This window comes from Microbacterium sp. NPDC087592 (assembly GCF_044743585.1).
Lineage (GTDB): Bacteria > Actinomycetota > Actinomycetes > Actinomycetales > Microbacteriaceae > Microbacterium.
Window position 1 is genome coordinate 33,611 of record NZ_JBIUWT010000002.1, and the last position, 13,397, is coordinate 47,007.

17 protein-coding genes are annotated in these 13,397 nt (G+C 64.9%); 15 read left to right on the forward strand and 2 right to left on the reverse strand.

Going from position 1 to position 13,397, the window contains the following annotated elements; all coding sequences use genetic code 11:
• Positions 1-12 precede the first annotated feature (12 nt).
• Positions 13-399 (forward strand): VOC family protein, encoded by a 387-nt coding sequence (locus ACIOTO_RS13110; RefSeq protein ID WP_400858176.1) that lies wholly within the window; start codon positions 13-15, stop codon positions 397-399.
• Positions 400-481: 82 nt separating this feature from the next.
• Here ACIOTO_RS13110 and ACIOTO_RS13115 read toward each other — a convergent pair whose 3' ends face one another.
• A complete protein-coding gene (locus ACIOTO_RS13115) occupies positions 482-928 on the reverse strand; it encodes a MarR family winged helix-turn-helix transcriptional regulator (protein ID WP_400858177.1) in 447 nt (148 codons plus the stop codon).
• A 106-nt stretch (positions 929-1,034) separates the two neighbouring features.
• On the opposite strand from ACIOTO_RS13115, the gene ACIOTO_RS13120 reads away from it, so the two are divergent.
• The 11 genes from ACIOTO_RS13120 to ACIOTO_RS13170 all read left to right on the forward strand — a co-directional run bounded on the left by ACIOTO_RS13120 (position 1,035) and on the right by ACIOTO_RS13170 (position 8,544).
• Complete coding sequence (locus ACIOTO_RS13120; RefSeq protein WP_400858179.1) at positions 1,035-1,805, forward strand: MBL fold metallo-hydrolase; 771 nt, start codon at positions 1,035-1,037, stop codon at positions 1,803-1,805.
• A gap of 203 nt (positions 1,806-2,008) precedes the next feature.
• A complete protein-coding gene (locus ACIOTO_RS13125) occupies positions 2,009-2,467 on the forward strand; it encodes a hypothetical protein (RefSeq protein WP_400858181.1) in 459 nt (152 codons plus the stop codon).
• Between the two features lie 277 nt (positions 2,468-2,744).
• Complete coding sequence (locus ACIOTO_RS13130; RefSeq protein ID WP_400858182.1) at positions 2,745-3,614, forward strand: carbohydrate ABC transporter permease; 870 nt, start codon at positions 2,745-2,747, stop codon at positions 3,612-3,614.
• Complete coding sequence (locus ACIOTO_RS13135) at positions 3,611-3,958, forward strand: L-rhamnose mutarotase (protein WP_400858184.1); 348 nt, start codon at positions 3,611-3,613, stop codon at positions 3,956-3,958. Before ACIOTO_RS13130 ends, ACIOTO_RS13135 begins: the two co-directional genes overlap by 4 nt.
• On the forward strand, positions 3,936-4,982 hold the full coding sequence (locus ACIOTO_RS13140) for an aldo/keto reductase (RefSeq protein WP_228528584.1): 1,047 nt from the start codon (positions 3,936-3,938) through the stop codon (positions 4,980-4,982). The genes ACIOTO_RS13135 and ACIOTO_RS13140 overlap by 23 nt, the downstream gene beginning before the upstream one ends.
• Entirely contained in the window at positions 4,979-6,151 is a 1,173-nt protein-coding gene (locus ACIOTO_RS13145; RefSeq protein ID WP_400858185.1) for a mandelate racemase/muconate lactonizing enzyme family protein, read from the forward strand. The genes ACIOTO_RS13140 and ACIOTO_RS13145 overlap by 4 nt, the downstream gene beginning before the upstream one ends.
• An 82-nt stretch (positions 6,152-6,233) precedes the next feature.
• Positions 6,234-6,923: a FadR/GntR family transcriptional regulator gene (locus ACIOTO_RS13150; protein ID WP_400858186.1), complete on the forward strand. Its 690-nt coding sequence runs from the start codon at positions 6,234-6,236 to the stop codon at positions 6,921-6,923.
• A 146-nt stretch (positions 6,924-7,069) separates the two neighbouring features.
• Positions 7,070-7,495: a MarR family winged helix-turn-helix transcriptional regulator gene (locus tag ACIOTO_RS13155; protein ID WP_400858187.1), complete on the forward strand. Its 426-nt coding sequence runs from the start codon at positions 7,070-7,072 to the stop codon at positions 7,493-7,495.
• A 13-nt stretch (positions 7,496-7,508) separates the two neighbouring features.
• Positions 7,509-7,949, forward strand: coding sequence for a hypothetical protein (locus tag ACIOTO_RS13160; protein ID WP_400858188.1), 441 nt, complete (start codon positions 7,509-7,511; stop codon positions 7,947-7,949).
• Entirely contained in the window at positions 7,946-8,209 is a 264-nt protein-coding gene (locus ACIOTO_RS13165; RefSeq protein WP_091030081.1) for a hypothetical protein, read from the forward strand. The genes ACIOTO_RS13160 and ACIOTO_RS13165 overlap by 4 nt, the downstream gene beginning before the upstream one ends.
• Complete coding sequence (locus ACIOTO_RS13170; RefSeq protein ID WP_400858190.1) at positions 8,206-8,544, forward strand: rhodanese-like domain-containing protein; 339 nt, start codon at positions 8,206-8,208, stop codon at positions 8,542-8,544. Before ACIOTO_RS13165 ends, ACIOTO_RS13170 begins: the two co-directional genes overlap by 4 nt.
• Positions 8,545-8,727: 183 nt before the next feature.
• On the opposite strand, the gene ACIOTO_RS13175 is transcribed toward ACIOTO_RS13170, so the two are convergent.
• The gene (locus tag ACIOTO_RS13175; protein ID WP_400858191.1) at positions 8,728-9,825 is read right to left on the reverse strand and encodes an ABC transporter substrate-binding protein; all 1,098 of its coding nucleotides are present in this window, start codon (positions 9,823-9,825) and stop codon (positions 8,728-8,730) included.
• Between the two features lie 225 nt (positions 9,826-10,050).
• Between ACIOTO_RS13175 and ACIOTO_RS13180 the strand changes: the two genes are divergently transcribed.
• The 3 genes from ACIOTO_RS13180 to ACIOTO_RS13190 all read left to right on the forward strand — a co-directional run bounded on the left by ACIOTO_RS13180 (position 10,051) and on the right by ACIOTO_RS13190 (position 13,360).
• A complete protein-coding gene (locus tag ACIOTO_RS13180; protein ID WP_400858192.1) occupies positions 10,051-11,532 on the forward strand; it encodes a DHA2 family efflux MFS transporter permease subunit in 1,482 nt (493 codons plus the stop codon).
• Between the two features lie 80 nt (positions 11,533-11,612).
• Positions 11,613-12,596, forward strand: coding sequence for a FecCD family ABC transporter permease (locus ACIOTO_RS13185; protein ID WP_400858194.1), 984 nt, complete (start codon positions 11,613-11,615; stop codon positions 12,594-12,596).
• Positions 12,593-13,360 (forward strand): ABC transporter ATP-binding protein, encoded by a 768-nt coding sequence (locus ACIOTO_RS13190; RefSeq protein WP_400858196.1) that lies wholly within the window; start codon positions 12,593-12,595, stop codon positions 13,358-13,360. Before ACIOTO_RS13185 ends, ACIOTO_RS13190 begins: the two co-directional genes overlap by 4 nt.
• Positions 13,361-13,397 lie beyond the last annotated feature (37 nt).

Sequence of the window (13,397 nt, forward strand, 5' to 3'; positions counted from 1 at the left end):
TGGGAGAAAGCCATGAGCGTGCCAGCAATCGGCTCGGTGTCCTGGTTTGAGATCGGCAGCGACAAGCCCGAAGAGGTGAAGAAGTTCTATAGCGAGCTATTCGGATGGCAGTTCAAGCTCAACACCGACCTCGAGGGTGTCGACTACCACGCCGCGATCACGCCGGGCTCGCCCGGCCCGACCGGCGGGATCTTCGACCACGCTGGCCGGTTCGAGGATTACGCCGTCTTCTACGTCCTCGTTGAGAACGTCACAGCCACCCTGGAGAAGGCCAAGACCCTGGGTGCGGAGGTCACGATGGAGCCCGTCGTCGATGCGTCCGGTGTCAGTTTTGCGCGCCTGCGCGACGCGAACGGTCATCACTTCGGCGTGTACTCCGCACCCGTCCCCGCCGCCTGAGCTGGATTCTGTGGGGCGGGAGACATCACTGATCCCCGATGTCTCCCGCCCCACATGCAGTTCGCCGCGCGCCGCGTTGTTGTCAGGCGGTCTTGCGGGGTGTACCTGCGGTCGCGGACCGCAGGAGCCGCAGCCCGGCCGCCATCCGGTCCAGCTCGGCCGGGCCCAGGACAGAGGAGAAGCGGTGGGTGAGTTCGTCCTCGAACACCGGTGCGGCCTCGTCGGCCCTCGTGGTCCCGGCAGCGGTCAGCACGATCAATGTGGACCGGCGATCGTGCGGGTTGGGGACCCGCCGGCAGTACCCGGCCTTCTCGATCCGGTCGATGACTTTGCTCGCCCCGCCCACGGTGATCACGAACTCCTCTGCCACGTCCTGGACACGCTGCCCCTCGCGATGGCGCAGTAGCTGCATGATCTCGAACCACGTGAGCGGCAGATCGCAGTCCAAGCGCAGCCGCGCGTCGACCGCCGCCCACAGCTCAGTCTCGAACCGCACCAGATCGTGGTACAGCATGCGCACGTCGGTCATCCCTCACCTCACCTGGCTGCGTCGACGCCGCAGTCCATCTCGAACCCCGCATCGTTTCCATGGAACTATCTGTACCCACCATATTCCAATCCTGAAAGAGAACCTCATGATCACCCAACCTGCCCCGATCGATGTCCCCGTCCGAGTGCTCAGCGGCCCGACAACGCTGATCGAGTACGCCGGGCTGCGCTTCCTCACCGACCCCACCTTCGACCCGCCGGGGGAGTACCCCGTCATGCCGGGCTACGCCATGACCAAGACCCTCGGGTCGCTGCTCAGTCCGGATGATGTGGGCCACATCGACGCGGTGCTGCTCTCTCACGACGAGCACGATGACAACCTCGATCGCGTCGGCCGCGCCTTCTTGCCCCGCGTTCCCGTCGTCTACACCACCGTCTCCGGCGCGGGACGTCTAGGCAACAACGCCCACGGCCTCGCGTTCTGGGAGAAGGTCACCCTCACTGCCCCAGGCGGCACCGAGGTGACGATCACTGGGCTGCCCGCACGCCATGGCCCCGAGGGCAGCGAACCTGTCTCCGGAGACGTCATCGGATTCCTCCTCACCGCCGACGGGCACCCGAGTGTCTATATCAGTGGCGACAACGCATCCCTGGACTACGTCCAGCAGATCGCGGACCGGTGCGCGCCTGTCGACACCGCGATCCTGTTCCTCGGCGGGGTCCGTCACAAACCCATGCTCGACGCGCAGCTAGTGACCCTCGACAACACCCAAGCAACGTGGGTGGCGCGCGCTCTGGACGCTCGCCGCGTGATCCCCGCACACTTCGAAGGATGGGCGCACTTTCAGGGAACTCGGGACGACCTCACAGAGGCGTTCAGTGCTGCTGGTCTCTCCGACAGGCTCGTGTACGCGTAGTCGATCGGCGCGCCGTGGCTCTCGCTCCAGCCGTGCGCGAGGTCGAGTCACTGACCCGGGACGCCCGGTGCGGGAGCTCGCACTGGGCGTCCCGGCGCTGATGATGAGCGTGTCGGGTCCCGCGACGTCGCTGCCGGGGCTCTCCTCGATCGCGTCGTCGATCGTGCCGACGGCAAAATGTGCCTCGGAGAGTTGCTCATCGGATGGCCGGGGGCGCGGGATCGGCGGCGGTGCTCGCGGATGGTCGCGTCCCGGGCCCGCTGGAGGAGTGCTGGTCGCTCATGCGCACCGGGGCCCATGCGTTTTATGCCGCGAACCTCCATCTCGAGTCCTCGCGCAAGAAAGGTGGTCCGTGCTCGAAGAGATCGTCACGGGTGCCCTGGACGATCATGCTCCCAGACGAGAGGACGGAACACATCGCGGGCATGGCCGCTGGCTACTCGTCCGGGCTGAAATGGAACGAAGAAGACAAGCTCAAAGCAGACATGACGAACCGTCCCGAACGGTGGGCGCTGATCTCGGTCGAGCAGGTACGTGCCAAGTGTCGTGAACTTGGGATGCGCCCGAACGACGTCGATACGGTGGCTGGGTACCTGCAACGACGCAAGGATGGCCGGCGTTTCAACGTTCGCAGCAGCTACCGCGACTTCCAGTTCAATTGACGTTGCTCGCACGCGATTGCCGCGAAAGAGACGTGGCGTCTCAGTATCGATGCGGATACTGCCGTTTCCATTCACGCCACTCCTCGTAGGTGAGCCCCGCCTGTGCCGGACGCACCCTGAATCACCATGAAAACAACCTCGCTACTCCTGCTTGTCGTGGCGGCAGCGTTGTCGGCCATCTTCGTCTTCCGAGGAGGACTCTTTGAACGCGACTGATTCCGCCAAGATTCAACAGATGTCGAACAAGAGGTCCCGCGATCGAGCGGAGCGTCGACCATTGAGTCCGGCTGGATGGATCGGCCGAGTGTTCATCATCGCCGTGATGGTGTTCTTCGCTCTGTTCTTCGTCGTGCCGATCGTATGGCTGCTACTTGCTCCGACGAAGACTTCGGGGGAGCTCCTGCTCAACGCGCCCTTCAGCTTCGGAGGTCTCGACGCTCTCATCGCGAACTGGAACTCGCTTGCGGCTTTCCAAGGCGGTGTCGTGTGGACGTGGCTCGGCAACTCGGTGCTCTACAGCGGGGTAGCGCTCGTGGTGACGCTGCTTGTCAGCATCCCTGCTGGCTATGCTCTCGCGCTGACCGAGTTTCGGGGACGCAAGGCACTGCTCATGATCACCCTCGTGGTGATGCTCATCCCGAATACGGCGCTGGTGTTGCCGATCTTCTTGGAACTCTCTGCGGTGCGCCTGATCGGAAACCCGCTCGCGGTGATCCTGCCCTTCTCGTTCTTCCCCTTCGGCGTGTATCTGACGTACATCTACTTCTCGACCAGCATCTCAAAGGACCTTCTCGACGCCGCACGCATCGACGGCGCTGGAGAGGTGCGTGTATTCGTGAAAATCGCGATGCCACTCGCCACTCCCGTCATCGCGCTGGTCGGTTTCTTCAACCTCGTGGGGAACTGGAACAACTACTTCCTCCCCTTCGTCACCGCACCAGGCCGGAAGTCCCCGATCCAGGTCGGACTCGTCGAACTCCTCTCCAATGTGCCGCTGTTCAACCCGACCAGTTCCGCATCGGTCACGATCAGCCTTCCCGTGCTCGCCCTGGCGACCATCGTCTCCGTGGCACCGGTCTTGGTGATCTTCCTCTTCTCTCAACGATTCCTGGTGAGCGGGATGACCGCAGGCGGGACGAAAGAATGACAGAGACGACGGTGCGACCACCGCGGCGCTTCGGCATGGCCGCACGGCTACGGCCGAACAAGCGAGACGAGTACCTGCAGCTCCATCGTGACGTCTGGTCGCATGTGGAGACGGTGATCTCTGCCTGCGGGATTCGCAATTACACGATCTTCGAACTCGACGGCGTCCTTCTGGCGTACTTCGAATATGTCGGCGACGACTTCGAAGCAGACCAGCGGACCATGGCCGCTGACGAGATCACACGGCGATGGTGGGCAGAGACCGGCCCGTGCCAGCTGCCATTCCGAGCCGATTCCTCCGCACAGAACTGGGAGGAGTTCGATGAGATCTGGCACCTCGATTGACGACGTGATGGGCCTGGGAACGAGATCTGTCGGCAGGGTCACGGTGACCGAACTCGGCTTCGGCGCCGCTCAACTGGGAAACCTCGGACGCCGGATCGATGATGTCGAGGCCAAAGCTGCAGTAGACGCAGCATGGAGTGCGGGTATCCGGTACTTCGACACAGCGCCGCACTACGGGCTAGGGCTGTCGGAGCGCCGTCTCGGCGAGGCGCTAGCGACGCGGCCTCGGAACGAGTACATCGTGTCGTCGAAGGTCGGCCGGATTCTTCTTCCGACGCCAGAGCGCGCCGCTGCCGGTGAGACGGACAGTGCCGACGGGTTCATCGTTCCGGCGAGCCACACACGACACTGGGACTTCTCTCGCGACGGGATCCTTCGCTCCGTCGAGGAGAGCCTCACCCGACTGCAGCTGGACCGGTTGGACATCGCCTACCTGCACGATCCGGATTCCCACTGGGAGCAGGCCTCGACCGCCGGCATTTCGGCGCTCATCGAGCTCCGCGATCAAGGAGTCGTGGGCGCGATCGGTGCGGGGATGAACCAAGCCGGGATGCTCGCCAGGTTCGTCCGCGAGTGCGATGTGGATGTCGTCATGGTCGCCGGACGCCTCACGCTTCTCGACCGGACAGCGGAAGAAGAGCTGCTGCCTCTTGCCGCCGAACGCAACGTCGCCGTGGTAGCGGCTGCGGTCTACAATTCGGGCCTTCTCAGTGCGCGATTCGTCCCCGATGATGCCAGCTTCGATTACCGCCAGGCGCCCACTGAGCTCATTCAGAGCGCTCGCTCTTTTTCGGAGGTATGCGAAGCAGCGGGGTGGGAGTTGCCGGACGCAGCGGTCAGGTTCCCGCTGAGAGATCCCGCGGTGGTATCCGTTGTGGTCGGTATGCGGACGCCAGAGCATGTCAACGCCGCCGTCCGCAGGCACGCCGCGCGCATTCCGGAGGACGTCTGGAAGCAGCTGAGCGCGCCAAGCACAGCCCCACACTCCCAATTCAATGCACAGTCAGGTTCGGCAGCACCATGAAGATCACCGGATACCGTACGCTCCGCACCCATCGAAACTGGGGGCGCCCCGTCGGCGACGTCAACGGGTTCATCGCCTCGGGAATCACTGAAGTGTCCGTCCTCATCCTCGAGACCGACGCGGGCCTCGAAGGCGTCGGCATCGGCTCGGACCACGGTGTCGCAGAACTGTTCCCCGCCATCGAAGGGCGGGACCCGCGGGCTGTCATCAGTCTGTACGACTCGCTGCTCGCGCGCTCCTTCAAGGCCGGTCACGTCGGAGCGACGTTCGGCGGTATCGCCATCCTCGATTCCGCGTTCTGGGACCTCAAAGCGAAAGCAGTCGACCAGCCGCTGTGGCGTTTGCTCGGTGCGGAGGACCGGTTCGTTCCCGGCTACGCCTCCGGCCTCGACATCGCTCTCGACGATGAGGCGTTGGTCGCTTTCTACCAGGAGATGGCGCAGCGCGGTTTCACCGCGGGCAAACTGAAAGGCGGACGAGACGCCGAGGCTGACATTCGGCGGCTATTGCTGATGCGGGATGCACTGGGGGAGCGGACGCGGCGACCGGCCCTCATGCTCGACGCCAACGAGTCATGGCACCTGAAGCAGGCCGTGCGTTATGTCGCAGAGGTTGAACAGGCTGTCGATCTGACGTGGATCGAGGAGCCCCTGCGTCGCTGGGACGTGGAGGGACACAAACGCCTCTCTGCGCAGGTGCGAGCGAGCGTGGCCACAGGTGAGAACCTCACCGGCCTGGAACAGTTTCGTGCGCTCCTCGCACGAGGAGCCGCCGACATCCTCCAGACGGGAGCTGTCTGGGGAATCACGCACTTCCTGCGCGTGGCAGGAGCAGCCCTCGCCCATGACGTACCGGTGAGTCCGGTCGGTCTCACCGCCAATCCTGCCGTCGCCCACGCGGCAGCAGCAACGCCGAACCACCTCTCTGCGGAGGTCCAGGATCTGGGCGCTCCTTTCGGCGTCACCGTGGATCAGGAGTACGACGGCGGAGGAATCGTCCTGGGAGATCACATCGGCGCCGGCATCACGATCGACGAAACGCTGATCCGAACAGAGGACGCCCATGGAAACTGGCGAGAAGCGGCGGGGCCACACGTCCGGCCCTCAAGAGCCGGATTCGCGCTGACCTTCCCCTCCCACCTCGCAACCGAGTCCGAACCCCGGAACTAGACTGCACACGATGACTGACGCACTGCCTCCCCCTCGCTCAGAACAGATATTCCCCGGAACCGCTCGCGAGCGAGCCGGTCGCTTGGGCGTCATCGTCGTCCACGACATCGTCACCGCGATCGTCACAGGCACCCTGCCGGAGAAGGCGCTGCTGCCCATCGAAGCGGAACTCAGCGTGCATTTCGGCGTCAGTCGCACGGTCATCCGCGAGGCCATCCGCAGCATCGAAGAAAAAGGCATGATCACCGTCGTCCGCAAGAGCGGCACAACAGTGCGCCACCGCGACCACTGGAACCTGCTCGACCCCGTCGTCCTTCAGGTGATGCTCGAGAACGACGCAACGCTCGGAGTGCTCGATGACCTGGCAATCGTTCGAAGCTCGCTCGAAGGGGCCATGGCCGCCGCGACCGCGCAACGACGAACACCCGACGAGATCGCCGAGCTCGAAGCAGCGCTTGATGCGATGGGGGCGACGGTCGATGACGTCGAGAAGTTTGCGGACGCGGACGGGGACTTCCACGCCGCGGTCATGTCCTTCTCGCACATCCCGCTCGCCGAGGGCATCACGAACACCCTGTACTCGCGTGCCAGGCAAAGCGCGAGATTCACTCGCAACGCGACCCGCGCCGCATTCGACGCGACGCTAGAAGAGCACGAGCGGGTGCTGGACGCCATCCGCGACGGGGACGGGGAGCGCGCCGAGGCGGCGATGCGCTATCACATCCTCGAAGCGTGGGAGCGTCGCCGGCCCCCGACTGAGCGCAAGCCGTAGCGAACTCGTCGTCACGATACCGGTGGGTGATGTCGGCGTCGTCGATGGGCTTCGGCGCGATCATCGGGTCCGTTGCTGTCGGTAAACCTCGTCGGATCAGCTCTGACGCCTGTGATCGGGGCTGGGATGGCGGGTAGCCTGAGCGGATGCCCGAGATCCCGCCTTTCAGCCCCACGATCGCGTTGCTCGCCGTCGCTGCGGGGTGGCAGGAGTCATTCGCTGACGCGTTGAAGCCGCTGGGTCTGACGTCGCGAAAATACGCACTGCTCGGACACATCCGCGTCACTCCGGGCATCTCCTTCAGCGAGCTGGCACGCCGGTCCCGCATCACGGCGCCGAGCGCCCACATCGCGGTCGCCGCGTTGAAGGATGCCGGATTGGTCGACGACGCCACGGCCCGCGCCGGCGCTGCCTCGCATCTGGAGGTCACCGATCAGGGTAGGCAGCTCCTGGAGGATGCCGCGGCGAGGATCGCCGCGCTGGACGAGGTATTCGCTGCAAGGCATCCGCAACTCACCGACGCTCTCCGCGCCCACATGATCGCGACGTTTGCGGGAACGGACAACCTTTAGGTAAACTAAAGGAGTGGAAAACGTCCTACTGTCCGTGCACGTTGTCGCGGGTATCCTCTTCATCGGTCCCGTCGCCGTCACCACGAGTCTCTTTCCACGGTTCGCCCTCTCGGCATCGACCGCGGATGGTGCGGCAGGCGGGCTCGATGCGGCGAAGCTGCTGCATCGGGTCACGCGCACCTACGGCATTCTGGCGCTGAGCGTTCCTCTGGTCGGCCTGGCTCTCGCCGCCGTGCAGGGAAGGCTCGGCGAGATATGGATCACCGCCGCGATGGTGCTCACCGCCGTCGCGGGCGCCCTGCTCGTGCTGAGGATCGTACCCGCGCAGCGTGATGCCCTCGGCTCCGCGCTCGATCGCCGTGCATTCACGAATCTGCGTGTGATGGCGGGGGGCTTCAACCTGCTGTGGGTCATTGTCGTCGTGCTCATGATCGTTCGGCCGGGTGCAGAATGAGACCCCTGCTGCGCGCCCTCGACGTGCTCTCCGTGCTCGAGCTTTTGAGCATCGCCGTTCTGCTTGTCAACCTGTTCCTCGTGCATGCCGACGGGGTGGCCCCGGCGATCGGTCCGATTCACGGTGCGCTTTACCTCGCAGTCGGGGTGACGGCACTGTTCGGGCGCGATCTTCTGCTGCGGACTCGTCTGATGGCGCTGATCCCTGTTCTCGGCGGCATTCTCACGCTCATCAACGTGCGCACGGAGAATCGGCGGTGACGCCTGCCCGGCACTTCTTCCGCCGACCACGCGCGGTCAGCGCTTTGGAGGCGCGGGCGCTCATGGAGAACGGTGCCCTCATCGTCGACGTGCGGCGTGCGCAGGAGTGGCGGCGGCATCACATCCCGAGGTCGGTGCTGATCCCGCTGGCGCAACTCGAGGACCGTGCCGATGAACTGCCCGAGGACCGGCTGCTCATCACGTTCTGCACGGGCGGCATGTTGTCGAGCGGTGCGGCGAACATGCTCGTGGAGCTCGGCTACGACGCGGTCAACATGAGCCGGGGTCTCATCGACTGGCGTGCAGCCGGAGGCGAACTCATCGCTGGGGAGTAAGCCTGCACGATGGGTCGCTCCGCTGACGCGAGATGGAACCCTTCCTCACGAGGCGCTGGCAGGCGCGCCGCCGGCCTCGACAAGGTCGCCGTGGGCCGGGCGCTTCCGATCTGGCCGGAGCGCTGATCGCGGAGTGCCGAAGGGTCCGGCGATCGTGTGATCGCCGGACCCCTCGAGGTATGTTCAGAACGCGTCGGGGTGCGCTGCGCGCGCGATCTTCTCGATCGCGGCGGCATTCGTCGGGCCGACGTAGACGCCGTCGGAGACGGTGACGTAGTTGTTGTTCTTCGCGGCATCCCACTGCGGGTACTCAGCGAAGAGCGCGGCGGCTTCGGCGTCGAGATCCTCACCCGGCATGAACCCACCGACGACAAGAACGTCGACGTCTGCCGTGGCCAGGTGCTCCGCGTCAATGGTTGACGTGAATGTCAGGTCGCTGTCCTGGAACGACCCGACGACTCCGGCCCGGTTCAGAACATCGTCGAAGATGCCGCCGAGGAAGACCGCAGGCATGCCGTTGGTCGTCATCATGGACATGCTGGGGAAGACGATGAGACCGGTCGGCGTCTCCTGGCCTTCCACGGCAGACGATACGGCGTCGATCTGAGAGCGGAGGTCGCTGACGAGCGCTTCAGCTTCGTCCTGGCGATCGAAGACGTTGCCGACGAGGTTGAGGAACCCGAACGACGACTCGACCGTGGCGTTGTCGAAGGCGGAGAGCTCTTCTTCCGTGGGGTCTTCCTTGCCCATGGCGCAGTTCGCCGGATTGACGATCGTGTTGATGCCCTCGGCGGCGAGTTCGTCGCGTGACGCTTGGCCGTTGGCCGAGTCGAAACCGCCCGACGTCGTCGCGATCACCAGGTCGGGCTTGAGGGCGAGCAACTGCTCGGCGGGGATCTCGAAGCTCCCGGCCATGTCCAGATCGCCTGTGGGCAGCGCGTCGATCTGCGCGACCAGCTCTGGCTGATCGGACATCCCGTAGTTCTGCATGTTCGCGAGGATGGTGTCGTCGAGTCCGAGCAGTAGGAGGGACTCGACCTCGGCGACGGACGCGCCATTCATGAGCACTACGCGCTCGGGCTTTTCCGTGAAGGTCTGCTCGAAGCCGCAGTTGTCGATCGTGAGGGGGTATTCGGTGCTCCCGCCCATCAGGGCGGTTCCATCGACGGTCGGCGATTCGGTCTTGGTCGCATCGGACGGGCTGGCGGCGCACCCGGCCAGGACGCTGAGAACGACGAGTGAAGTGAGCGCGGTCGCAGCTCGGGATTTCGTGATGTGCATCGGACGAACCTTCCTGGGTGTCAAGTGGCTCAACTCTACAATAAGTAGTGTTAAGGATTCGCCCGGCAGGTTCGAATGGCCCTGTTAACTCTACGTACCGTAGAATAAGACCGAGCCGTGCATCCCGATCCCGTCCTCCGGTCGGCAAGCGGGAGCCGCTCATACTTGCCCTGACGGCCCGGTCTCCCGTTCGTCGCCCCATTCTCTCCAGGCCCAGGAGGCCGCATGTCTGCCGTCGATACTGGTCCGATCGAGATTCCGGCCACCACGTCAGGGATGATCCGGCGCTCTGACATGCGTGTGATCTGGCTGCTGTTGGTCGCCGCGTTCGTCTCGATCCTGAACGAGACCACGATGGGGATCGCGATCCCTGACCTCAACACCGATCTCGGCATCCCGCCCGAGCTGGGTCAGTGGCTGACAAGCGCCTTCATGCTGACCATGGCCGTCGTCATCCCGACGACCGGATTCATCCTCCAGCGTTTCACGACCCGTCAGGTCTTCATCGCCGCGATGATTGCCTTCTCCCTGGGCACGCTGGTGGCGCTCATCGCTCCGGGCTTCGCGACACTGCTCGTCGGACGCGTGATCCAGGCGGCCGGTACCGGCGTCATGATCCCGTTGCTGATGACGACCATCATGAACGTCGTGCCCCCGCAGTCGCGCGGACGCATGATGGGCCGCGTCGGCCTGGTCATCTCCCTCGCCCCCGCGATCGGCCCGACGCTCGCCGGGGCAGTGCTGAACTTCGCGAGCTGGCGCGCACTCTTCGCCATCATCCTCCCGATCGCGCTGATCGCTCTCGCGATGGGGGCGAAGTGGATGACGAACCTCGGCGAGACCCGCAACGTGCCGCTCGACGTGCTCTCGATCCCGCTCGCCGCGCTTGGCTTCGGCGGCATCGTGTTCGGTCTCAGCCAGTTCGGCGGCGAGGGCGGATCCGGCGAGACGGTCGGCATCCTCTCGCTCGTCGTCGGTGGCGTGTCGCTCGGCCTGTTCGTCTGGCGTCAGCTCCTGCTGCAGCGCAACGACGACGCGCTGCTCGATCTGCGCGTGTTTCGTTCGGGGAACTTCACCGTCTCGGTGATCATCATGGCGATACTCGCGCTGTCGATGTTCGGCACGCTGACCCTGCTACCGCAGTATCTGCAGAACGTTGCAGGGCTCGACCCGCTCCAGGCCGGTCTGATCCTGCTCCCCGGCTCGTTGCTGATGGGTCTGCTCGGTCCGGTCATGGGGCGCTTCTACGACGCACGCGGCACGCGCCCGCTGCTCATCCCTGGCACGGTCCTCGTGTCCGCGGCGCTTTTCTACTACTCGACGGTCGGCGAGCACACCGTGTGGTGGGTGCTGATCATCGTGCAGGCGGCGATGTCGGTCGGGCTGGCGATGTCGTTCACCCCGCTGTTCTCCGCATCGCTGGGCTCCCTTCCCCGCCGGCTGTATTCGCACGGTACCGCGGTGTTGAACACGTTGCAGCAGGTCGGCGGCGCGGCCGGAGTCGCAGTGTTGCTGGTGACGTACTCATTGATCCTGCATGCGGGCGAGAGTGACGGCCTCACGGCTGCAGCGGCGGGAGCGACGGGAGCACGTGCGGCGTTCCTGATCGCCGCGCTCATCTCCCTCGCGACCGTCGCTCTCAGCCCGTTCGTGTACAGACCCGCGGACGACGCCGGCGGAGAGCTCGTCCCGCCCACGAGCTCTTGACGCTCTCGAAGACGGCACTCGTTCGAGGCCGCCGACCTCGTATCGCCGCAGTGGTGTCGTTGCCGCTGTGGGTGATGGTTATGGCCGCGGTGATTCTGGTCACTGCAGTGGTCGCTGTCTGCTTCGGGAGCGTCAACGTCGGCATCGATCGCGTGATCGGAGTGGTGTGGGCGAACGTGACAGGCGAGTCCAGCGCTGTAGATTCGATCTATCAGAAGATCGTCTGGGAGCTGCGCGTCCCGCGGGTGCTGATGGCGGGCGTGGTCGGCGCGGCGCTGGCGCTGGCCGGCGCAGCTCTGCAGGGTCTGCTTCGGAATCCGCTGGCGGATCCGTACATCGTCGGGGTCTCGTCAGGAGCATCTCTCGGCGCGGTGCTGGTGATGACCTTCGGCTCGAGTGTGATCTTCGGGCTCACCACTCCGGCGGCAGCGTTCGTCGGCGCACTGGTCATCCTCGTTCTGGTCTTCGCGTTCGCGCAACGATCGGGAAACTTCACCGACATGCGACTCGTTCTCTCCGGTGTGGCGCTCGGATACGTCGCGATGGCGGGAACCAGCTTCGCTCAGCTGCAGGCCGAGCCGGGGCAGGTGCGAGGGATCCTCTTCTGGATGATGGGGAGCGTCGCGGGAGCACGATGGGAAGGCCTTCTACTGCCCACCATCGTCATGGTCCTCGCGGGAGCCTGGCTGCTGAGCCAGGCGCGAGGGTTGAACGCCCTGGCGCTCGGCGACGATGACGCCGTCGCGGTCGGCGTGAATCTGCGCCGTTTCCGACTCGGACTCCTCATCGTCGCCGCGCTCCTCACGGCCGTGACCGTCGCGGTCGCGGGCGGCGTCGGCTTCGTCGGTCTGATCATTCCGCACGCTGTGCGCATGATCGTCGGGGCGGACTATCGGCGATTGCTCCCGGTCGCCGCGCTCGCGGGGGCGATCTTCCTGATCGCCGTCGACCTGGTGGCCCGAACCGTGGGCAGCCCGAACGAGTATCCGTTGACGATCTTCACCGCGCTCGTGGGAGGACCGTTCTTTCTCTGGCTGATGAGATCACCGGAAGGCCGTACATGAAGATCGCCATCACGGACCTCGACCTCAGTGTCGGAGGCACGCGCTTCATCGAGGAGCTCTCGCTCGAGATCACCTCGGGTGAGTTCGTCGCGATCGTCGGTCCGAATGGTTCGGGAAAGTCCACGCTCCTGCGCGCGATGTATCGCGCGCTCAAGCCGGATGCCGGCTGCATCCTCATCGGGAGCGTGAACGTCTGGGATGTCGCGCCACGGCGGGCTGCGCAGCTGCGCGCGGTGGTGACGCAGCATCAGACGAGCAATGACAGCATGCTGGTTCGCGACATCGTCGCGACCGGGCGTCATGCCCACCAGTCCTGGTATCGCGGTGAGACGAAAGCTGACCGCGACCATGCTGACGCCGCACTGGTGAGATGCGGGGCCGCGCACATGGCCGACCGCAAGTACGCCACGCTCTCCGGGGGTGAGCGGCAGCGGGTGCTCCTCGCGCGGGCTCTCACTCAGGATGCGCCGGTTCTGATGCTCGACGAGCCAACGAACCACCTCGACATCACGGCGCAGCACGATCTGCTGAGCCTTCTGGAATCCGTCGATCTCACGCGCGTGGTCGTTCTGCACGATCTCAATCACGCGGTCGCCCATGCCGATCGGATCATCGTGATGCATGAGGGGCGCATCAAGGCGGCCGGTATCCCGTCCGAGGCACTGACATCGGAGCTGACGCGAGAGGTCTTCGCCGTCGACTCGCGACTCATCGAGCATCCGATCACCGGGCGGCCGCATCTGCTCACTGCGCCGATGCGTTGATCCGCATGTGTGCGGAGGTGCGAAGTGGAGAGACGGC